This is a genomic window from Pedococcus sp. 5OH_020, from assembly GCF_027812955.1.
Lineage (GTDB): Bacteria > Actinomycetota > Actinomycetes > Actinomycetales > Dermatophilaceae > Pedococcus.
The window spans coordinates 98,474-117,869 of the sequence record NZ_JAPYZV010000005.1 but is presented as its reverse complement, the minus strand read 5'-3'; the positions used below and the strand labels follow the sequence as shown (position 1 = coordinate 117,869).

Sequence of the window (19,396 nt, the reverse complement as noted above, 5' to 3'; positions counted from 1 at the left end):
GCCACCCCAGGAGCCAGCTAGCGGTGTGCGTCCGCAGCGGCCTGGATCGTGGCGACATAGTGATCCCACCAGGCCCGGTCGCCCTGGGACTCATGGTCACGGCCCGCCTGACCGTCGATGGTCTCCCGGAGGATGTCGGCGTGTCCCGCATGCCGGGCCGTCTCGGCGACGACCCGCGCCACGAGGTGACCGAACGTCGTGCGCCGGCGCTCCGGTGCCCACCAGGACACCTCGGCCGGCGCCTCCAACGGCAGTGCGGCCAGCGAGGCGTCACTGTGGCCCCATGCCTCGCGGTAGAGAGCCACGAGATACTCGCGCGACTCCTCCGCCGTGGCCCACAGGTCTGCGCTCTCCCAGACCGAGCCGTCCTCGTTCCAGGGTAGGACGGGGCCTGGCCGGCCCACGGAGTCGGCGAGGTAGCCGAGCTCGACCCCGGCCAGGTGCTTGACCAGTCCCAGCAGGTTGGTGCGCTGGCGGTCAGCGGCCGCCGTGCGTCGTACTCGCTCAGGCCGTCGAGCGCCCGCAGCACACCGTCCCGGCCCTCCTGGAGGTAGCGGTGCAGGTCGGCCTTGGTTCCGGTGAGCCCGGGCTCCATGACGGGCTCCATGACGGGTTCCATGACGGAACCGTACTGAGGAGCAGCGACAGGCGGGGGCCAGCGGTGGTGGTCCTCCGTCCTCGTCCTCAGTCGAGCCGGTCAGCAGCCACGACGCCGCGCATGACGGCATCGACAGCCTTGCGAGCCGTCGCGTGGAGCTGCGGCTCCGGGGCAGCGTCGGCGATCTGTCCGAGCAGGTCGACGACCTGCTTGCATCGTCGTACGAAGTCGCCGGCTGCCATCTCCTGCCCGCGCAGCACGTAGTCGAGGCGCTGGCCCGAGGCCCATCGGTGCATCATCCACGCCATCCCGCCGTCCGGGTCGCCGGTGAGCGGCAGCCCCAGGTCCTGCTCACGGGACTCCAGAGACGCCCACACCCGGTGCATCTGCGAGATGACCTCTGCGACGTCCTCACCGGGCATCCGCGGCGACGGGTCGCTCTCGTCCCGTCGCGGCTCGTGGACGAGCGCAGACACGACCGCCGCGAGCCCCGCCGGGTCGAGCCGCTTCCACAGCCCCAGTCGCAGGCACTCCGCTGCCAGCAGGTCCTTCTCCGTATAGAGCCGCCGCAGGTTCTCACCCTGGCCGGTGACCTCCGTCCCGTCGGCGGAGAGGTACCCCATCTCGGCCAGCAGCTCACAGATGCGGTCGAACGTCCGCGCGACGGAGTTCGTCCGCCCCTCGACCTTGCGCTGCAGACCGACCGTCTCTCTCTTGAGACGCCACCAGCGCTCCGCCCAGCGGGCGTGGTCCTCACGGTCGGGGCACTGGTGGCACGGGTGCGCCTTGAGCCGCCGCCGGAGCTCGGCGACCCGTTCGTCCTCTCCGGGGACTGCGTCGCGGCCGCGGCTTCCCTGCCTCGGAGGCGGGTCGTGCGGTACGGCGATCCGCAGCGAGGTGGCCAGGTCCCGCCGCGCCTTCGGGCTCTTGGCGTTGAAGTGCTGCGGGACCTTGACCCGGGCGAGGGGCTCCACCGGCACGGGCACGTCCACGAGGGTCAGCTTGCGCAGCTGCCGGTCCTCCGTGACCACCGTGGGCGACGGTGACTCCCCGCGGTAGGACTTCGCCGGCTGCACCACGACCGCATAGCCGGCGCGGCGCCCCGACGGGATCCGGATGACGTCGCCGATCTTCAGGGCCTCCAGCGAGACCGCCGCCTCCGCGCGCCGGCTGGCCGACCGAGCCCGGGCGCCGTCCTTCTCGAGCTGCGCGATCTGGTGCCGCAGGGCGGCATACTCGCGAAAGTCCCCGAGGTGGCACGCCATGCCCTCCGCGTACCCCTCCAGCCCCTCCTCGTTCCGGCGAACGGCCCGCGCCAGGCCTACCACCGCGCGGTCGGCCTGGAACTGGGCGAAGGAGGTCTCCAGGATCTCGCGGGCGACCTCGCGTCCCACCTGGGAGACGAGGTTGACCGCCATGTTGTACGTCGGCCGGAAGCTGGAGCGCAACGGGTACGTCCGCGTCGAGGCCAGCCCAGCGACCGCCAGCGGGTCCATCCCCCGGTTCCAGAGCACGACGGCATGCCCCTCCACGTCGATGCCCCGGCGTCCGGCCCGTCCGGTGAGCTGGGTGTACTCCGCCGGGGTGACGTCGGCGTGCGTCTCCCCGTTGAACTTCACCAGCTTCTCGAGCACCACGGTCCGGGCCGGCATGTTGATGCCGAGGGCAAGCGTCTCGGTGGCGAAGACTGCTCGGATCCGCCCCGCGGTGAAGAGCTCCTCGACGATCTCGCGGAAGGTCGGAAGCATCCCGGCGTGGTGGGCCGCGAACCCGCGCGAGAGACCTTCGACGAAGTCCCAGTACCCGAGGACTCCGAGGTCCTCCTCCGCCAGCCCGCGGATCCGCTCCTCGACCGTGCGCCGGATCCGCTCCCCCTCCACCTCGGGGATGAGGTGGATGCCGTCACGGAGCAGCTGCCCCACGGCGGCCTCACAGCCGACCCGGCTGAAGATGAAGGTGATCGCCGGCAGCAGCCCTTCCCGGTCGAGCTTGGCGACGACCTCGGAGCGGCTGGCCGACCCTCCCGGCCGGCCGCCTCCGCCACCGCGTGCCATCCCCCTTCCGCCCGGACCTCCACCGGGACCTCGGGGTGCCGCACCACGCGCCTCGCCACGTCCCCCGTGCGACCCTGCGGCAAGCCTGCCGGAGTCCATCCAGCGACCACGCTGCTCATTGTTCCGGATCGCCTGGAGCAGGTCGGGGTTCACCCGGGTGGCGCCCGGACCGGTGACCGGGGCAGCAGACTCGTCGACGAAGAGGTCGAACAGGCCGGACCCCACCATCATGTGCTGCCACAGCGGCACCGGACGGTGCTCGGACACGATGACCTCGTGGTTCCCCCGGACCTCGGCCAGCCAGTCCCCGAACTCCTCGGCATTGCTCACCGTGGCGGACAGCGACACGACCTGGACGTCCTCGGGCAGGTGGATGATGACCTCCTCCCAGACAGCGCCACGGAAGCGGTCCGCGAGATAGTGCACCTCGTCCATCACCACGAAGCCGAGCCCGCGCAGGGTCGGCGACCCGGCATACATCATGTTGCGCAGGACCTCGGTGGTCATGACGACCACGGGCGCCTCCCCGTTGATCGAGGAGTCGCCCGTGAGCAGCCCGACGTTCGCCGACCCGTGTCGGCGGGCCAGGTCGGCGTACTTCTGGTTGGAAAGGGCCTTGATCGGGGTCGTGTAGAACGCCTTGCGGCCGGTCGCCAGCGCCAGGTGGACGGCGAACTCGCCGACGATGGTCTTCCCCGCACCGGTGGGTGCGGCGACGAGCACGCCCCTGCCCTCCTCCACCGCCTGGCACGCCTTCAGCTGGAAGTCGTCGAGCGGGAAGTCGAGGCCGGCCGTGAACTCGCCGAGGTGGGTCCGGCGGAAGGCCGCTCGCTGGGAGGATGCTGCGAACCGCTCGGCGGGCGTGGGCATACCCCCGAATCTACGTCAGGTGACCGGTCCTGCCCGGGATGGCACGACCGGGGCCGCCACGGGGGCTGACACCGGAGCCATCACCGTGACGGCCCCCGGCACGACCTCCACAGTCAGCGGCAGAGGTGCGAAGCGCTCGCCGTCCGCGTACGCGACGATGCCGGCGGCCTCCAGGGTGACCCGGCGTCCCTGCAGGATCTCCACCGCCGGGTGGCCCACATGGGCGCCGCGGAACACAGTGGGAAAGACGCGCAGGAACTCCACGGTGCTGATCTCGTGCAGGATCATGACGTCCAGCAGGCCGTCGTCGAACCGGGCGGCCGGGGCGACGCGCATCCCGCCGCCGTACGACGGCCCGTTCGCCACGACGACCAGCATCGCCTTCGTCTCGCGTCGGACCCCGTCGACCGTCACCACGTACGGGATGGCCCGGAAGAGCGGTAGCTCGCGCACGATGGCGAGGTTGTAGCGCATCTTGCCCTTGGGCCACGGCCAGGTGTTGGCCCGCTCGTTCACCAGCGAGTCGAAGCCCGCGCCGAGCACGCCTGCATACCAGTGCCGGTCTCCGTGGGCGTCGACGTGCCGTACGGCGTCGACGGCCCGGGGAGACCCGCTCGTCACGAGGTCGGCCGCCCGGACCGGGTCGTGCACCGGCAGCCCCAGACCGCGGGCCACGTCGTTGCCCGTCCCCACGGCGATGACGGCAAGGGCCGTCCCCGTCTCGGCGGCCACCTCCACGCCGAGGTGCACCATGCCGTCACCGCCGACCACGGCCAGGACGTCCAGCCCTTGCGCGACCGCCCCGAGGGCTCGGTCGCGAGCCGCGGCGTACGTCTCGTCGGACAGGTCCAGCACTTCGTGGCCCGCCGACCTCAGCCGGTGCGCGACCTGCAGGCCCAGCGTCATGCCGCGGCTCTTCCCGGAGGTCGGGTTGACGACCAGCCCGATGCGCTTGCCCACGCGCGGAGGCTACAGGGCGGATGCCTCGTCGTCCGCCACGTCGACCCACTCGGGCCGGTTGGCACGACGGCTGCGCTCGATGAGCTTGCTCACGCCCACGGCTGCGAAGTACAGGAAGACGAGCGGGATCGCCATGAGGAACATCGTGAAGGCGTCAGGGGTCGGAGTGGCGACCGCGGACAGGACGAAGATGCCGAACACGGCCGGACGCCAGGCGCGCAGCATGGTCGCCGACGGCAGCACGCCGATCGCGTTGAGCGCCACCAGGAACACCGGCATCAGGAACGCCCCGCCGAAGGCGACGATGAACCTGGTGACGAACGAGAAGTACTCGCTCACCTGCTGGATGTTGGAGGCTCCGGCGGGCGTGAACCCGTAGAGCACCGCCAGCACCTTGGGCAGAACGTAGTAGGCGAGGGCACAGCCGGACAGGAACAGCGGCACGGTGGCGCCGATGAACGCCAGCGAGATGCGGCGCTCCTTCTTGGTCAGGCCCGGGACGATGAAGGCCCAGAGCTGGTAGAGCCAGACCGGGCTCGAGGCGAGGATCCCCACGAAGATGGAGATGCTCAGCTGCTGGGAGAAGGCCGCCGTCGCGTTGCCGAAGTTCAGGCTGATGACGCTGCTCGGATGCGACGCCTTGTAGTCGTTGAACGGCGCAGCCAGCCGGTCGTACACCTGCGGGTAGGCGACCCAGCCTCCCACCGCGCAGAGCAGCACCGCGATCGCGGAGATGAGGAACCGGCGGCGCAGCTCGCGCAGGTGGTCGCCGAGCGACATGCGAGCGTCAGGGTTGCGGGCACGCCGGAAGGCCATCGTCGGCAGGGTGATGGAGGCTCTGCCGGTCGGTCAGAGAGTGCCGGACGTGTTGTCCGTGCGGGGGCTGTTGTCCTCGCGCAGCGGGGTGCCGCCCTCGGCCCCACCGTCGCGAACCGGGGTCTCGCGCACGCTGCTCTCGCGGACGGTCTCACCCTTGACCGTGTCGCCGCTCGCGGCGCTCTTGCCGTCGTTCTTCATCTCGTGGACCTCCGACTTGAAGATCCTCATCGAGCGCCCGATGCTGCGCGCGGCGTCAGGCAGCCGCTTGAAACCGAACAGCACCACCAGAAGAACCAGTAGGACGATGATGTGCCAGCCCTCGAACAGTCCGCGACCCATGTGACTCATTCCTCTCGGTCACTCGGTGACCTCTGGTGCCTGGTACGCCCCTACCGTCTCGGGCGCCTGCTGTCAGTCTAGATGCCTCGCCCAGGCAGGCCTTCCAGCGGCTGCGCGGGCGCGGCGTCGGCGCCTCAGCGAGGCCCGGGTGGCCTCGCGCTCCCGGCGCAGGGCTCGCGGGTCACCGAAGATGTCAGGTTCCGGCGCCTGCTCCCCCAGCCGTTCCACCTCCACCTGGAGGGCGGCGACCATCCCGGATGCGCGGTGGACCTCCGCCCCGAGCTCCCTGAGCCGGCCCCAGGTGGCCCAGGCGCGGCTCCCGAGGTACGCCGCCGACACCACGACGAGAAGCGCCCAGATCAGGACCCACCACCACATACGCCGACCCTACCCGTCGACCTACCCGTCGACCTACCGTTCCGCTCCGGCGGCGGCCTCCTGGCTCTCGTATGCCGCGAGCGCGGACCTGGCGCCCTCGCTGACGGCCTGCGCGAGCTCCGCCGGGGCCAGGACACGCCCGTAGCCACCCAACCGCCACATCAGGCGCCGAAGCCAGAGGGTGTCGGCGGTCCGCAGGGCGACCACCTGCGTGCCGTCCTCGCGGGTCAGCACCGACTCGACGGGGTAGTAGTCGCTGACCCAGGACGCACCCGGCTGGAGCTCGAGGGTGACGAGCGTGTCCTCCTCCCGTGGCGTGAAGGTCCCGGCGTCGAGGTCGCGCAGCTGGGCGTCTGGAGGCGGGGTCCCGTCGACGTCGAGCAGCGCGAGGCCCTCGATCCGGTCCATCCGGAACAGGCGCGTGTCCTGGGCGCGGTGGCACCATCCCTCCAGGTACCAGTGGGCGTCCAGGTTGACGACCCGCATCGGGTCGACGTCCCGTTCGGTGGACTCGTCACGGCTCGGCACGAGATACCGCAGGTGGACGCGTCGGTGCTCCTCAACGGCGCGCCGGGCGTCCGCCAGCAGGTCGGCCTCCACGCCCTCGTCGATCGAGACCTGCACCCGGGCCGCGGCTTCGGCGCTGGCGCCGGTGGCCTCCTCGAGCTTGGCCATCGCGCGTTCTATCGCGTCGCGCTCACCGAGCCCGGGAACGGCGGCGAGCGCCCGCAGTCCCACCATGAGCGTCAGGGCCTCGTCCCGCCCCAGCCGCAGTGGACGCGCGATGGTCTCCGCGTTGCTGATGAAGACCCGGCCGTTCTCCCACTCCGCGTCGATCAGCTCGTCGGGCATCTGCCCGTAGCCGCACAGGTAGAGCAGCCTCAGGTCGGTCTCCAGCTGCTGGACGGTGATGCCGAGGTCGGCGGCCGCCCGCTCCAGGTCGATGCCTTGGCGGTTCACCAGCCACGGCACCATCGTCAGCAGCCGGGACAGCCGTGCGGTAGCAGTCTCCGGTGTGGTCACGCGGCACCTCCGCTGTTCGCGGCCAGTGCGCCACGCAGCCGTTCGACGACCAGGTCGCGCACGTCCTGCGGAGCCTGCACCACGACGTCGGAGCCGTACCCGCAGACCTCGTCGGCGAGCGCGTCGCCATCGGTGAAGGGCACCTCCAGGGTGCTCCACTGCCCTTGCTCCTCGACGATGGACCCGCGCCGTCGCAGCGTCCCTCCCCGTCCTCGGTGGACCAGCAGCCGTGCGCTGCGCTGGACCTGCTCCCCCACGGTGGTGCGGATCATCTCCTGGGCGTGGTGGTCGGCGGGCACCACATACGGCGTGGCGCGGCGGACGACACTGACAGCGCCGTCGATGCGCGAGAGTCGGAAGACGCGGGGGGCAGCGCGGTCCAGGTCGAAACCGGTGAGATACCAGCGACCGTGCCACGACGCCAGCCCCCACGGCTGGACCCGCCGCGTCCGCGCCTGCCCCTGTCCCGCGGTCCGGTAGCCGAAGGAGATGGTCTGCTGGGCCACCACGGCGTTCTTCACGCTCTCGAACGCGGGCTCGCTCGTGCCGAGCCGAGGCTCTATGCCCACGAGCGAGTCGCCGTCCCGCTCTATCCCGGCGGCCTTGAGCTTGCGCAGCGCCTGGGCTGCAGGGCCGGCCAAGGAGGCATGGGCCCAGGTGCGGCTGGCCAGCCCGAGGACCGCGAGCTCGTCGGGCTCGAACTCCAGGTCCGGCAGCGCGTACTCGCGCTGGTCGATGCGGTAGCCGGTCTCGTCGTCCCAGGCACCGCCGATGTCCTGCGTCACCAGCGGGATGCCGAGCTCGCGGAGCTCGTCCTTGTCGCGCTCGAACATGCGGTCGAAGGCCTCATCGCTCGCCGCGTCGCCATACTGCGGGACGATCCGCCGGATCGTGGACTTCGGCAGCGGCCGGCGCGTGTAGAGGAGACAGAGGACGAGGTTGAGCAGGCGTTCCGTCTTCGCCGCGGGGCCGGTGGGGGAGCTCACGGACCGACGCTACCCGACTCCCCCACTGCGCACCGTGGCTAGTCTGCGTGTCGTGATGCAGTGGCGTGAGGGCTCGGTGACGCGGGTGCGGCGGCGGTGGCCGGGAGCCGTGGAGTACGCCGTGCAGCTGGCCGGCGAGGGCGCTGCGACGGTGCGCGCCCTGGCGTACACGGCGCTCGTGGGCGAGCCGCAGGTGGGCGACCGGGTCCTGCTCAACGCCTCGGCCCTGTTCCGCGGGCTCGGCACCGGCGGGCTCGCGTTCGTCGTGGCGGCCCCCGACCGGCTGCCCGCCGATCCCCCGTCGCAGGGGGGCCATATCGTCAAGGCCCGCTACACGCCCCAGCAGCAGATGTTCATGGCGGTCGACGAGCAGGACAGCCAGCACCACTCGACGATGACCGGAGACCGGGTGAGGGCCGGAGACCTGGGTGGACTGCCCGTCGTGGTGGCGGACCTCCACTCGGCCCTGCCCGCCGTGCTTGCAGGCGTGCGCCTCGAGCGGCCCCAGGCGCGCGTCGCCTACGTCATGACAGACGGCGGGGCGCTGCCCATCGCCTTCTCGCGCACCGTCGCCGGGCTGCTCGAGCATGGGTGGCTCACCGGGACCATCACCGTGGGCCAAGCCTACGGCGGCCAACACGAGGCCGTCACCCTTCACTCCGGGCTGCTGGCCACCCGGCACGTGCTGGCCGCCGACGTCGCAGTCGTCGTGCAGGGTCCTGGCAACGTGGGCACCGGCACGACGTGGGGCTACACGGGAGTCGCTGCCGGCGAGGCCCTCAACGCCGTCGCGACACTGGGAGGTCGCGGGGTCGCCGCACTGCGCGTCTCCCAGGCGGACGCCCGGGAGCGGCACCGGGGCATCTCGCACCACAGCAGGACGGCGTACGGCCGCATCTGTCTGGTCCCTGCGGACCTGCCCGTCGCCAGCACCGACGACGAGCTTGGCGGGCTCGTCCTTGAACAGGCCCATCAGCTGGCGGCCGACGCCAGTGGCTCCCTGCGGGTGCGGGAGGTCCCCGTCGACGGTCTCGACGGCGCCCTACGACGAGTACCCGTACCGCTGTCCACGATGGGACGGGGCCTGGACGAGGACTATGCCGCCTTCGTCCACAGCGCAGCGGCGGGCCGGTACGCCGCGGGACTCCTGGAAGCTGGGACGTCCGAGTCCTAGCGGACGTCCACCAGGTCGACGACGAAGATGAGGGTCTCCCCCGGCTTGATGGCGCCACCGGCACCGCGGTCGCCGTACGCCAGGTGGGCCGGGATGGTGAGCCTGCGGCGGCCGCCGACCTTCATGCCGACGATGCCGTCGTCCCAGCCCTTGATGACCTGGCCCACCCCGAGCCGGAAGTCGAGCGGCGCCCCGCGGTTCCAGGAGGCGTCGAACTCCTCCCCGGTCGAGTGAGCCACGCCGACGTAGTGGGCGGAGATCGTGTCACCTGGCCCTGCCTCCTGGCCGTCGCCCTCCTGGAGGTCCTCGATGACGAGCTCGGTGGGGGCGGCGTCCCCGGGGAAGTCGATCTCGGGCTTGGTGGTGTTGGGGTCGAAGGGCATGGTCGCGCTTCCTGTCTGTTTGGTCGGTCACGGGGGTCGGTCGCTGCTCGTGCGCCCGGGAGAGGCCGCGGTCAGTAGGCGGCCAGGATGTCCACGACGAAGACAAGCGTGTCGGTGCCGCTGATCTTGGGCGGGCTGCCGGCCGCGCCATACCCCTCGGCCGGCGGCACGACGAGGAGGAGCCTGCTTCCCACCTGGCGGCCGACGAGCTGGGCGTCCCAGGCCTTGATCACCTGCTGCTTGCCGATGACCGTCTCGAAGTACTTCTGCGGGCTGTTGGCCGAGGAGTCGAACACCTTGCCGTTCTTCCAGAGGGCGCCCGTGTAGGTCACCCGGATGGTCTGCCCGGCCTGGACCTTGGCGCCCTGTCCCTGGACCAGCACCTGACCGACCGTCTTGGTCGGCGGCTTCTTGCCCTTGGGGATCGTGATGGTCGCCGCCTTGCCGTCCTCGACCTTGACGCTGGGCAGCCCGGCAGCGGGCGCGACCGGCGTGCCCTGGGCCGACTTCAGTGGCGTCGTGGCCGACAGCACGTCCATGAGGAAGACGACGGTGTCGTTCGGGCCCACTTTGATGTCCGCGTTGCCCTGGGTGCCGAAGGCGTCCTTCGGGGGCATCGCCACGAGGATCCGCGACCCGATCTTGGCGTTGGCCAGCCCCTTCTTGAGGCCGGGCAGCAGGTCGGTCGCGCCGAGGCTCAGGCCGAGGTTCTGCTTGCCGAAGTTCGTGTCGAGGACCGAGGAGTCCTTGCCGTTGAGCAGGACGTACTTGAGGCTCACGATCTCGTCGTCCTTGACCGGGCTGCCGGTCCCGGGCTTCACCACGCGCGTCGTCGTCTCCGTGACGCTCAGCGGCTTCGGCTTCACGGCCACGGTCGGGGCGCTGGTGGCGCTGCCTCCGCTGACCGTCACGTGGTCGAGCGGGGAGCCCTTCGACTCCTTCCCGCCACCACAGGCGGTGAGGGTCAGGGCGGCGGCCAGAGCGGCAGCGCCGAAGGCGTGGGAACTTCTCAAGTGCACGGGAGGGATCTTTCGCAGGGGGCGTGGACCAGCGTCCACCATAACCGCCGACCCTGGCCGGCCCCTGACCGCTACCCGCGCATCCCCTCGATCAGCCGTTCGACCCGGGCGTCCACGGCGGCGAACGGGTCCTTGCAGAGCACCGTGCGCTGAGCCTGGTCGTTGAGCTTCAGGTGCACCCAGTCGACGGTGAAGTCACGGCGGTGCTCCTGCGCCGCCTTGATGAAGTCGCCGCGCAGCTTGGCGCGGGTGGTCTGCGGAGGCACGGTCTTGGCCTCGAACACCTCTGGGTCGGTGGTCACCCGCGCGGCGCGACCGTGCTTCTGCAGCAGGTAGAACACGCCTCGCTGGCGGTTGACGTCGTGGTAGGCGAGGTCCAGCTGGGCGACTCGCGGGTGCTCCATGGGCAGCCCGTGCTTGCTCATGTACTCGCTGATGAGCTTGTGCTTGATGACCCAGTCGATCTCGGTCTCCACGAGAGACAGGTCGCCGCTGCCGATGGCGCGGAGGGTGCGTTCCCACAGGTCCAGCACCTGCTTGTGGATGGGGTCCTCGAGGCCTTCGCGGTCGGCGAAGGCCTGCGCCCGCTCCAGGTACTCGGCCTGGATCTGGAGTGCCGACAGCTCCCGGCCGTTGGACAGGCGCACGGTCTTGCGCCCGGTCATGTCGTGGCTCATCTCGCGGATGGCGCGGATCGGGTTCTCCAGGGTGAGATCGCGGACCACCATCCCCGCTTCGATCATGCGGAGCACGAGGTCCGCGGACCCCACCTTGAGCATGGTCGTCGTCTCGCTCATGTTGGAGTCGCCGACGATGACGTGCAGCCGGCGGTACCGCTCGGCGTCCGCGTGCGGCTCGTCGCGCGTGTTGATGATCGGCCGGCTGCGGGTCGTCGCAGAGGAGACGCCCTCCCAGATGTGGTCCGCCCGCTGGCTGACGCAGAACGTGGCCCCCTTGGAGGTCGTCACCACCTTCCCGGCGCCGCAAGTGATCTGGCGACTGACGAGGAACGGGATGAGGACGTCGGAGAGCTGCTGGAACTCCCCCGCCCGTCCCACGAGGAAGTTCTCGTGGCAGCCGTAGGAGTTGCCGGCCGAGTCGGTGTTGTTCTTGAACACGTAGATCTCGCCCTCGATGCCCTCCTCGGCCAGGCGTTCCTGGGCGTCGGCGACCAGGCCCTCGATGATCCGCTCCCCCGCCTTGTCGTGGACCACCAGCTGGCGGACATGGTCGCACTCGGGAGTGGCGTACTCGGGGTGCGAGCCGACATCGAGGTAGAGGCGTGAGCCGTTGGACAGGAAGACGTTGGAGGACCTGCCCCAGGAGACGACCTTGCGGAAGAGGTACCGCGCCACCTCGTCCGGCGTCAGCCGGCGCTGCCCGTCGAAGGTGCACGTGATGCCGTACTCGTTCTCGATCCCGAAGATCCGGCGCTCCATGAACCCACAATAGGCTCCGCTACCAGCGGAACCGCCTCGACAGGCGACCGGCGGCCTGGTTGCGTGGCGTCATGCGGCTTCTCGTGCTCGGTGGGACGGCGTGGCTGGGCGGGGAGGTCGCCGCAGCCGCCGTGCGGGCGGGGCATACGGTCAGCGCTCTGGCCAGGGGCTCGGCGGGAGTCGTCCCCGCAGGCGTGGACTTCCTGCCAGCCGACCGCTCGGAACCTGGAGCGTATGCCGGTGCGCTCACCCACGACTGGGATGCCGTGGTCGACGTCTCCCGTCAGCCGAGCCACGTACGCGGTGCGGTGGCCGCGCTCGCCCGGCATACTGCGTGCTGGGTCTTCATCTCCTCCGCGTCCGTGTACGCCCGCAGCGACACCCCGGACGAGGACGAGCACGCGACCCTCGTGGACCCGTACGCCGAGGACGACGACGGCTGGGAGACCTACGGCGGACGCAAGGTCGCCTGCGAGCAGCTCGTCACGGGCGCCGTGGCCGGCCGGTCGCTCGTGGTCAGGGCCGGACTCGTCGCCGGTCCCGGCGACCACACCGACCGCACCGGGTACTGGCCCGTGCGGTTCGCCCGCCCTGCCACTGCCGACGGTGCGGTGCTGGTGCCCGACAGCCCGGTGCCGACCCAGGTGGTAGACGTCCGGGACCTCGCGGCTTGGGTCGTCGCGGCCGCCGAGGCGGGGGCGGCGGGAACGGTGAACGCGGCCGGGCCGGTCCTGCCCCTCGGCGACCACCTTGCCGTCGCCCGTTCGGTCGCGGGTCACCGTGGCGACCTGGTCGCCGCCCCTCAGTCCTGGCTGGAGAGCCACGGGGTCGCCCCGTGGTCGGGGCCGCGCTCCCTTCCCCTGTGGCTGCCACTGCCGGACCATGCCGGGTTCATGGCACGGAGCACCGCGGCGGCACAGGCTCTGGGACTTCACTGCCGACCCTTGGAGGACACCTTGGTGGACACCCTGGCTTGGGAGCTCCAGCAGGGGCCTGGGCGCCCGCGGCTGGCCGGCCTGTCTGCGACGGACGAGGCGGCCCTGGTCGAGGCCGCCCGTGGCGAGGGGCTGGCAGGCTGAGGATCCAGCGCATGCGAAGGGTCCAGCATCCGGACGGCGTATCCACAGTCCGGTCAAGTAACGGCATGTTTGGGGACGACAAACACCGCGTTACCTTCGAGAGGAAGCCGTCATGGCCACGCTGCGACTGGGCGACGACGCCCCGGACTTCACCGCCCAGACCACCGAGGGCGAGCTGAGCTTCCATGACTGGAAGGGCGACGGCTGGGCAGTCCTGTTCAGCCACCCGGCCGACTTCACGCCGGTGTGCACCACCGAGCTGGGGCGGGTGGCCCAGCTGAAGGGCGAGTGGGCCCGCCGCAACACCAAGGTGCTGGCGGTGTCCGTCGACGGCCTCGAGGACCACAACGCCTGGAAGTCCGACATCGAGGAGGTCGCGGGGGCGCCCGTCGACTACCCGATCGTCGCCGACAAGGACCGCCAGGTGGCCGAGCTGTACGACATGATCCACCCGGGAGCCGGGGACACCTCGCCGGTGCGCTCGGTCTTCCTCATCGACCCGGCCGGCAAGGTGCGACTGTCGCTGACGTACCCCAAGAGCGCAGGCCGCAACTTCGACGAGATCCTGCGCGCGCTCGACGCTCTGCAGGTCAACGACTCCGGCCCCTTCTCCACGCCTGCCGACTGGAAGGCCGGCGACCGCATCATCGTGGCTCCGACCGTCACCACGGACGAGGCGCAGCAGCGGTTCGCGGGCGTCGAGGAGGTCAAGCCGTACCTGCGGTACGCGCGGGCCCCCACCGCCTGAAGATCGAGGCCCCACCGCCCGAGATGGAGGCCGCGCCGTTCCCTGGAGGGGACGGCGCGGCCTTCGTCTGCCAGCATCCCCCCATGACCACGACCTCCCCCACACCGTCGCCCGCTCAGCTCAGCGTCCCCGTCGAGGGCGGGGAGATGCCCGCCGACCTCCACCTGCCCGAGTCCGGGCGAGGGCCGGGCATCGTCCTGTATCAGGAGATCTTCGGCGTCACGGCCTACATTCGCCGGCGCGCGGAGGACCTGGCCACTCTGGGGTACGTCGTGCTGGTCCCCCATCTCTACTGGCGCCTCGGCGACCCGGTCGTGCAGGAGGGCGCCGAGGGGCTGCCCGAGGCGGTCGACCTCGTGGGCCGGCTGGACTGGGAGGCGGCGGTGGCCGACGCCGCGGCTGCCCTGCGGCTGCTGCGCGACCGTGACGAGGTCGAGGGACCCGTAGGGGTGTTCGGGTTCTGCTTCGGAGGTGGCCTGGCGTTCAACGTCGCCGCCTCGACCTCTGGACCCGCAGGCGCCGCAGAAGCCCTGGTCAGCTACTACGGGTCGGCGCTGCCCACCCTGCTCGCCCTGGCGCCCCAGGTGCGGTGCCCCAGCCTGCACCACTTCGGCACGGCGGACACCTACATCCCACCGGAGGTCCAGCAGTCGGTCCGCGAGGCCGTCGAGCAGGACGGCCGGGCCGACGTGACGTTCTGCACGTATGAGGGAGCGGGGCACGCCTTCGACAACCCGTCCCCGATGTTCCATCACCCCCAGGCATCGCCAGAGGCTTGGGAGACCACCTCACGCTGGCTCTCCGAGCACCTCCCGGTCCAGGCCGGCCGCTAGCCGTCCACGTCAGCGTCGCCGTCACCCTGGGACCGGTCGCCGTCACCCTGCGAGCGCTGGGTCTGCGGGTTGGAGGACTCGTCCCGCGGGGACCCACCGGTCAGCGTGTCGTGCCGACCGGGGGTCGGGTCGTCCTCCTCGGGGGCGTCGTGCGTCGGGTCCTCGGTGCTCAGCAGCGCCTCGAGCAACGCGCCGCCGATCCTGCGGAACGTCCTGCGGGGCCGCTCCCGGTCCAGCACCGCCACCTCGAGCTGCGCGGCGGTGAGGGTCCGCGGGGCACCGCTGCCGGACGGGTCCTGGGCGAGGAGCTCGACGGCGACGGTGAGAGCGTCGGCCAGGGTGAGCCCCGGGCTCCAGCGGTTCCGAAGCCCGGTCTCGATCTGCTCCCCGGCGCCGCCCATGGCGACGAAGCCCTGCTCGTCGGCGACGGACCCGTCGTACGTCAGCCGGTAGATCTGGTCATCCTCCGCCGCGGCTCCGACTTCGGCGACGACGATCTCCACCTCGTACGGCTTGGACTCCTGCGTGAAGACCGTTCCCAGCGTCTGGGCGTACGCGTTGGCCAGTCCGCGGGCGGTGACGTCGGTGCGGTCGTAGGAGTAGCCCCGCAGGTCGGCGTACCGCACGCCCGCCACGCGTAGGTTCTCGAACTCGTTGTACTTGCCCACCGCAGCGAAGGCGATGCGGTCGTAGATCTCGGAGACCTTGTGCAGGGCACGGGAGGGGTTCTCCGCGACGAAGGCGATGCCCTTGTCGTAGCCCAGCACGACGACCGAGCGGCCCCGGGCGATCCCCTTGCGCGCGTAGTCCGCGCGGTCCTTCATGAGCTGCTCGGGCGAGACGTAGAACGGCATGCTGCTCATCGCGCACCTCCCGGGTTGCCCTGGCGTCCGGCGATCACTGCCTCGACGACACCTCGCAGGTCGTCGTCGGACCGGAAGGCGACTCCTCGCGCGTCCACCACGGCGACCGTGGGCCAGATGCGCCGCCCGACGTCCGGACCGCCGGTCGCCGAGTCGTCGTCGGCCGCGTCGTACAGCGCCTCCACGGTGACGGACACCGCCGAGTCGACGGACATCCCTGGGTGCCAGACCTTCTTGAGCGCACCGCGGGCGAACAGGGAGCCCGAGCCGACGCTGTGGTGGTCGTGCTCCTCGTAGCAGCCGCCGGTCACGTCGTAGGAGAAGATCCGTCCCTGCCCGAGGTCCAGGTCGTAGCCGGCGAACAGCGGCACCACGGACAGTCCCTGCATCGCCATCCCGAGGTTGGCCCGGATCATCGCGGCGAGGCGGTTGGCCTTGCCCTCCAGCGACAGCAGCGTCCCTTCGATCTTCTCGTAGTGCTCGAGCTCCACCTGGAAGAGCTTCACCAGCTCGATGGCGATGCCCGCCGTGCCGGCGATGCCCACGGCGGAGTACTCGTCGGCGGCGAAGACCTTCTCCATGTCGCGGTTGGCGATGATGTTGCCCATGGTGGCCCGTCGGTCACCGGCCATCACGACCCCGCCGTCGAAGGTGGCGGTCACGATGGTGGTCCCGTGCGGTGCTTCGAGGCTGCTGCCCGGAGGCAGGGCACGCCGCGACGGCAGCAGGTGAGGGGCGTGCGCCCCGACGAAGTCGGTGAAGGAGGAGCTGCCCGCGGCCAGGAAGGCCGCGGGCAGCCTCCCCGCGTCGGCGCCTGTGGTCACTGGCCACCCTTCTGGACGAAGCCGCGGACGAACTCCTCCGCGTTGGACTCCAGGACGCCGTCGATCTCGTCCAGGACGCTGTCGATGTCGGAGTCCAGGTTCTCCTTGCGGGCACTGGCCTCGGGTGCCCCGGGGGCGGGCTCGGGCGCCTCGTCCGGCGCGTCGTCCCTGCGCTGTGGTCGGCTCTGCTCCTGGCTAGGCATGTCCGTGACCTCTCGCTGGTGCTGTTCCTCGTGGCGCTCGTGCGCCGCTGCTGCTTCGACCCTAGTGCGACCCTAACCCGATGCGGAGGCCAACTCACGAAGGAGCGTGGCGGCGTCCGGACTGCGGTCCAACAGGCCTCCCACGCTGGCCCGCGTGCCCCGCAGCGGCTCGAGCATGGGGACGCGCTGCAAGGAGGGCTGACCCGGGATGTCGAAGATGACGGAGTCCCAGGACGCGGCGGCGATCTGGTCGGGGTACTTCTCCAGACACTTGCCCCGGAAGTAGGCCCGCGTGTCCACCGGTGGCTCGTGCACCGCTTCGAGGACCTCCTCGTGGGTGACGAGCTCCTCGAAGCGGCCGGCGGCCCTCAGGCGGTGGAAGATCCCCTTGTCGGGCCGCACGTCGGACCACTGGATGTCCACGGCCCGCAGCCGCGGGTCCGACCAGTCGAGGCCGTCCCGGTCGATGTAGCCCTGCAGCACCTGCTGCTTGGCGACCCAGTCCACCTCGCGGGCGGCCTCCCACGGGTCCCGCTCCAGCCGGTCGAGGACCACCTCCCACCACCGCATCACCTCCGCGGTGTCGCTGTCCACCTCCCCGGCCTGGCGCCGGTGGAGGTAGCGGTCGGCCAGCTCGTGGTAGCGCCAGAGCAGCTGCACCGCGGTGAGCCGCGTCCCGTCGCGCAGCTCGAGGGTGGCCTGGCAGGTCGGGTCGTGGCTCACCGCCTGCAGGGTCGCCACGGGCCGGGAGACGGTGAGGTCCTGGTCGATCGCCCGGTCCTCGATCATCGCCAGCACGAGCGACGTCGTACCCAGCTTGAGGAGGTTCGCCACGTCGCAGTGGTTCGCGTCCCCGATGATCACGTGCAGCCGGCGGTAGAGGTCGGCGACGGCGTGCGGCTCGTCCCGGGTGTTGATGATGGGCCTCTTGAGGGTGGTCTCGAGGCCGACCTCAACCTCGAAGAAGTCGCTGCGCTGGCTCAGCTGGTAGCCGGCCGTGCGCGAGTCGGGACCGAGGCCGACACGACCCGACCCCGTCATCACCTGCCTGGCGACGAAGAAGGGGACCAGGTGGCGGACGATGTCCGTGAACGGCGTCTCCCGGCGCATCAGGTAGTTCTCGTGCGTGCCGTAGGACTGCCCCTTGCCATCGGTGTTGTTCTTGTAGAGGTTCACCCCGGGCGGCGCCTGGGACAGCCGGCGCACCGACTCAGCCATGATCAGCTCACCTGCCCGGTCCCAGACGACGGCGGCCCGAGGGGACGTCACCTCAGGCGATGAGTACTCGGGGTGGGCATGGTCCACGTAGAGGCGGGCCCCGTTGGTGAGGACCACGTTGGCCAGGGCCGGGTCCTCCTCGTCCGTGAGCTGGCTCGGGTCGGCGACACCGCGTCCCATCTCGAAACCGCGGGCGTCCCGCAGGGGCGCCTCGTCCGCGTAGTCCCACGAGGCGTGGGCCGCGCGGATGCCCTGCGCGGAGGCGTAGGCGTTGACCACCTGGCCCGACAGGATCATCGGGTTGGCCGTCGGGTCCCCCGGCACCGAGATGCCGTACTCGGTCTCGATGCCCATCACCCGTCGCACGGTCATGCCGGAAGCCTAGGTGAGAGCCTGCGCGAGCACCCGCCGCTCCCTCCGCCGGCGGTAGCGGGCTAGGCTCAGGCCTGCCCCTGTGCCACCACCAGCCACCAGGAGTCGCAGTGCGGGACATCGTGGTCTTCAGCGGTAACGCCCATCGGGCCCTCGCGGACCGCATCTGCGAGTCGCTGGGGGTGGCCCTCTCCCCCGCGGAGATCAAGCGCTTCAGCAACGACTGCCTCCAGGCGCAGCTGCTGGCGAACTGCCGCCAGCGGGACGTCTACATCGTCCAGCCCCTCGTCCCACCCACGCAGGAGCACCTGATGGAGCTCCTGCTGATGGTGGACGCGGCACGCGGCGCCTCTGCTGCCCAGATCACGGCGGTCATCCCCCACTACGCCTACGCCAGGTCGGACAAGAAGGACGCGTCCCGCATCTCCCTCGGCGGGCGGCTGGTGGCCGACATGCTCGTCGCGGCGGGGGTCGACCGGGTCCTGACCATGACGCTCCACGCGCCACAGGTGCACGGCTTCTTCTCGGTGCCGGTCGACCACCTGACGGCTATCGGGGTGCTCGCGGACCACTACCGTCGGGCCGACCTCACCGGCTCCGTGGTGGTGTCTCCCGACCTCGGCAACGCCAAGACGGCCACCCAGTTCGCGCGGCTGCTCGGGCTGCCGGTCGCGGCGGGCTCCAAGCAGCGCATCGCTGACGACCGCGTGGTGATCGACTCGATCGTGGGTGACGTGAGCGGCCGGCGCGCCATCATCCTCGACGACGAGATCGCCACCGGTGGGTCGATCCTGGAGCTGCTCGAGCGGTTGGCCGATCTTGGGTGCACCCAGGCCGACGTGGCCTGCACCCACGGGCTCTTCGCGGGCAAGGCGGTCGAGCGCCTGCGTGACCACCCGATGGTGAGGGAGGTCCTGACCACCGACACCGTCCCAGCTCCCGGGCGCTGGCCGGAGCTGCGCGTCCGCTCCGTGGCCCAGCTCTTCGCGGAGGCCATCAAGCGGATCCACGCTGGCGAGTCGGTGAGCAGCCTGTTCGACGGCGTCGACCCCACCCATGCGCCACCCCAGGCCAGTCTCTTCGACCGCGTCCACGCGTAAGCCGAGCTGTCCGGCGGGTCCCCGCGCTGCTGACCGATGCCCTCTTCGTCCTGCTCTTCGCCGCCGTAGCCGTCCGCCGGCTGACGCGGGTTTGGGTTTGGTAAGGCTTGCCTA

Annotated in this window: 20 protein-coding genes; 5 read left to right on the top strand and 15 right to left on the bottom strand. The window is 70.9% G+C overall.

Annotated features, from left to right (window positions below; genetic code table 11):
- Window positions 1–17: 17 nt before the first annotated feature.
- The 8 genes from PHA84_RS10390 to PHA84_RS10355 all read right to left on the bottom strand — a co-directional run bounded on the left by PHA84_RS10390 (window position 18) and on the right by PHA84_RS10355 (window position 8,027).
- Window positions 18–728, bottom strand: coding sequence for a mycothiol transferase (locus PHA84_RS10390; RefSeq protein ID WP_270888032.1), 711 nt, complete (start codon window positions 726–728; stop codon window positions 18–20).
- Window positions 685–3,522 (bottom strand): DEAD/DEAH box helicase, encoded by a 2,838-nt coding sequence (locus tag PHA84_RS10385; RefSeq protein ID WP_270888031.1) that lies wholly within the window; start codon window positions 3,520–3,522, stop codon window positions 685–687. Before PHA84_RS10385 ends, PHA84_RS10390 begins: the two co-directional genes overlap by 44 nt.
- A gap of 15 nt (window positions 3,523–3,537) precedes the next feature.
- Window positions 3,538–4,482, bottom strand: coding sequence for a diacylglycerol/lipid kinase family protein (locus PHA84_RS10380; protein ID WP_270888030.1), 945 nt, complete (start codon window positions 4,480–4,482; stop codon window positions 3,538–3,540).
- A 9-nt stretch (window positions 4,483–4,491) separates the two neighbouring features.
- On the bottom strand, window positions 4,492–5,298 hold the full coding sequence (tatC, locus tag PHA84_RS10375) for a twin-arginine translocase subunit TatC (protein WP_270888029.1): 807 nt from the start codon (window positions 5,296–5,298) through the stop codon (window positions 4,492–4,494).
- Window positions 5,299–5,331: 33 nt separating this feature from the next.
- Complete coding sequence (gene tatA, locus PHA84_RS10370) at window positions 5,332–5,640, bottom strand: Sec-independent protein translocase subunit TatA (protein ID WP_270888028.1); 309 nt, start codon at window positions 5,638–5,640, stop codon at window positions 5,332–5,334.
- Between the two features lie 72 nt (window positions 5,641–5,712).
- A complete protein-coding gene (locus tag PHA84_RS10365; RefSeq protein ID WP_270888027.1) occupies window positions 5,713–6,018 on the bottom strand; it encodes a hypothetical protein in 306 nt (101 codons plus the stop codon).
- 33 nt (window positions 6,019–6,051) lie between these two features.
- A complete protein-coding gene (locus tag PHA84_RS10360; protein WP_270888026.1) occupies window positions 6,052–7,041 on the bottom strand; it encodes a helix-turn-helix transcriptional regulator in 990 nt (329 codons plus the stop codon).
- Window positions 7,038–8,027, bottom strand: coding sequence for a helix-turn-helix transcriptional regulator (locus PHA84_RS10355; RefSeq protein WP_270888025.1), 990 nt, complete (start codon window positions 8,025–8,027; stop codon window positions 7,038–7,040). The genes PHA84_RS10360 and PHA84_RS10355 overlap by 4 nt, the downstream gene beginning before the upstream one ends.
- Before the next feature lie 52 nt (window positions 8,028–8,079).
- Here PHA84_RS10355 and PHA84_RS10350 point away from each other — a divergent pair, with 52 nt between their 5' ends.
- A complete protein-coding gene (locus tag PHA84_RS10350) occupies window positions 8,080–9,201 on the top strand; it encodes a DUF3866 family protein (protein ID WP_442952879.1) in 1,122 nt (373 codons plus the stop codon).
- Here the strand turns inward: PHA84_RS10350 and PHA84_RS10345 are convergent.
- The 3 genes from PHA84_RS10345 to pafA form a co-directional block, all read right to left on the bottom strand.
- Entirely contained in the window at window positions 9,198–9,584 is a 387-nt protein-coding gene (locus PHA84_RS10345) for an FKBP-type peptidyl-prolyl cis-trans isomerase (RefSeq protein ID WP_270888024.1), read from the bottom strand. The genes PHA84_RS10350 and PHA84_RS10345 overlap by 4 nt on opposite strands.
- A gap of 71 nt (window positions 9,585–9,655) precedes the next feature.
- Window positions 9,656–10,603 carry an FKBP-type peptidyl-prolyl cis-trans isomerase gene (locus PHA84_RS10340; RefSeq protein WP_270888023.1) on the bottom strand — a complete coding sequence of 316 codons (948 nt, stop codon included), beginning with the start codon at window positions 10,601–10,603 and terminating at the stop codon, window positions 9,656–9,658.
- Between the two features lie 71 nt (window positions 10,604–10,674).
- Window positions 10,675–12,042: a Pup--protein ligase gene (gene pafA / locus PHA84_RS10335; protein WP_270888022.1), complete on the bottom strand. Its 1,368-nt coding sequence runs from the start codon at window positions 12,040–12,042 to the stop codon at window positions 10,675–10,677.
- Window positions 12,043–12,113: 71 nt separating this feature from the next.
- Between pafA and PHA84_RS10330 the strand changes: the two genes are divergently transcribed.
- The 3 genes from PHA84_RS10330 (at window position 12,114) to PHA84_RS10320 (ending at window position 14,702) form a co-directional block, all read left to right on the top strand.
- Window positions 12,114–13,121 (top strand): NAD-dependent epimerase/dehydratase family protein, encoded by a 1,008-nt coding sequence (locus PHA84_RS10330; RefSeq protein WP_270888021.1) that lies wholly within the window; start codon window positions 12,114–12,116, stop codon window positions 13,119–13,121.
- Window positions 13,122–13,233: 112 nt separating this feature from the next.
- On the top strand, window positions 13,234–13,869 hold the full coding sequence (locus PHA84_RS10325) for a peroxiredoxin (protein WP_270888020.1): 636 nt from the start codon (window positions 13,234–13,236) through the stop codon (window positions 13,867–13,869).
- 83 nt (window positions 13,870–13,952) lie between these two features.
- The gene (locus PHA84_RS10320) at window positions 13,953–14,702 is read left to right on the top strand and encodes a dienelactone hydrolase family protein (RefSeq protein WP_270888019.1); all 750 of its coding nucleotides are present in this window, start codon (window positions 13,953–13,955) and stop codon (window positions 14,700–14,702) included.
- Here the strand turns inward: PHA84_RS10320 and prcA are convergent.
- The 4 genes from prcA to dop all read right to left on the bottom strand — a co-directional run bounded on the left by prcA (window position 14,699) and on the right by dop (window position 18,182).
- On the bottom strand, window positions 14,699–15,565 hold the full coding sequence (gene prcA / locus PHA84_RS10315; protein WP_270888018.1) for a proteasome subunit alpha: 867 nt from the start codon (window positions 15,563–15,565) through the stop codon (window positions 14,699–14,701). The two genes, PHA84_RS10320 and prcA, sit on opposite strands and share 4 nt — an antisense overlap.
- A complete protein-coding gene (prcB, locus tag PHA84_RS10310; RefSeq protein ID WP_270888017.1) occupies window positions 15,562–16,389 on the bottom strand; it encodes a proteasome subunit beta in 828 nt (275 codons plus the stop codon). Before prcB ends, prcA begins: the two co-directional genes overlap by 4 nt.
- Window positions 16,386–16,592, bottom strand: coding sequence for a ubiquitin-like protein Pup (locus tag PHA84_RS10305; RefSeq protein ID WP_270888016.1), 207 nt, complete (start codon window positions 16,590–16,592; stop codon window positions 16,386–16,388). The genes prcB and PHA84_RS10305 overlap by 4 nt, the downstream gene beginning before the upstream one ends.
- 72 nt (window positions 16,593–16,664) lie before the next feature.
- On the bottom strand, window positions 16,665–18,182 hold the full coding sequence (gene dop / locus PHA84_RS10300; protein WP_270888015.1) for a depupylase/deamidase Dop: 1,518 nt from the start codon (window positions 18,180–18,182) through the stop codon (window positions 16,665–16,667).
- Window positions 18,183–18,292: 110 nt separating this feature from the next.
- On the opposite strand from dop, the gene PHA84_RS10295 reads away from it, so the two are divergent.
- A complete protein-coding gene (locus PHA84_RS10295) occupies window positions 18,293–19,282 on the top strand; it encodes a ribose-phosphate diphosphokinase (protein ID WP_270888014.1) in 990 nt (329 codons plus the stop codon).
- Window positions 19,283–19,396: the final 114 nt, after the last annotated feature.

Bases quoted from the DNA above. Each gene is read 5' to 3' on its own strand.
- dop (WP_270888015.1), bottom strand. From the start codon at position 18,182: ATGACCGTGCGACGGGTGATGGGCATCGAGACCGAGTACGGCATCTCG.
- tatC (WP_270888029.1), bottom strand. From the start codon at position 5,298: ATGGCCTTCCGGCGTGCCCGCAACCCTGACGCTCGCATGTCGCTCGGC.
- PHA84_RS10325 (WP_270888020.1), top strand. From the start codon at position 13,234: ATGGCCACGCTGCGACTGGGCGACGACGCCCCGGACTTCACCGCCCAG.
- PHA84_RS10390 (WP_270888032.1), bottom strand. From the start codon at position 728: ATGCCGTCATGCGCGGCGTCGTGGCTGCTGACCGGCTCGACTGAGGAC.
- tatA (WP_270888028.1), bottom strand. From the start codon at position 5,640: ATGGGTCGCGGACTGTTCGAGGGCTGGCACATCATCGTCCTACTGGTT.
- PHA84_RS10385 (WP_270888031.1), bottom strand. From the start codon at position 3,522: ATGCCCACGCCCGCCGAGCGGTTCGCAGCATCCTCCCAGCGAGCGGCC.
- PHA84_RS10320 (WP_270888019.1), top strand. From the start codon at position 13,953: ATGACCACGACCTCCCCCACACCGTCGCCCGCTCAGCTCAGCGTCCCC.
- PHA84_RS10305 (WP_270888016.1), bottom strand. From the start codon at position 16,592: ATGCCTAGCCAGGAGCAGAGCCGACCACAGCGCAGGGACGACGCGCCG.
- PHA84_RS10345 (WP_270888024.1), bottom strand. From the start codon at position 9,584: ATGCCCTTCGACCCCAACACCACCAAGCCCGAGATCGACTTCCCCGGG.
- pafA (WP_270888022.1), bottom strand. From the start codon at position 12,042: ATGGAGCGCCGGATCTTCGGGATCGAGAACGAGTACGGCATCACGTGC.
- prcA (WP_270888018.1), bottom strand. From the start codon at position 15,565: ATGAGCAGCATGCCGTTCTACGTCTCGCCCGAGCAGCTCATGAAGGAC.
- PHA84_RS10365 (WP_270888027.1), bottom strand. From the start codon at position 6,018: ATGTGGTGGTGGGTCCTGATCTGGGCGCTTCTCGTCGTGGTGTCGGCG.
- PHA84_RS10330 (WP_270888021.1), top strand. From the start codon at position 12,114: ATGCGGCTTCTCGTGCTCGGTGGGACGGCGTGGCTGGGCGGGGAGGTC.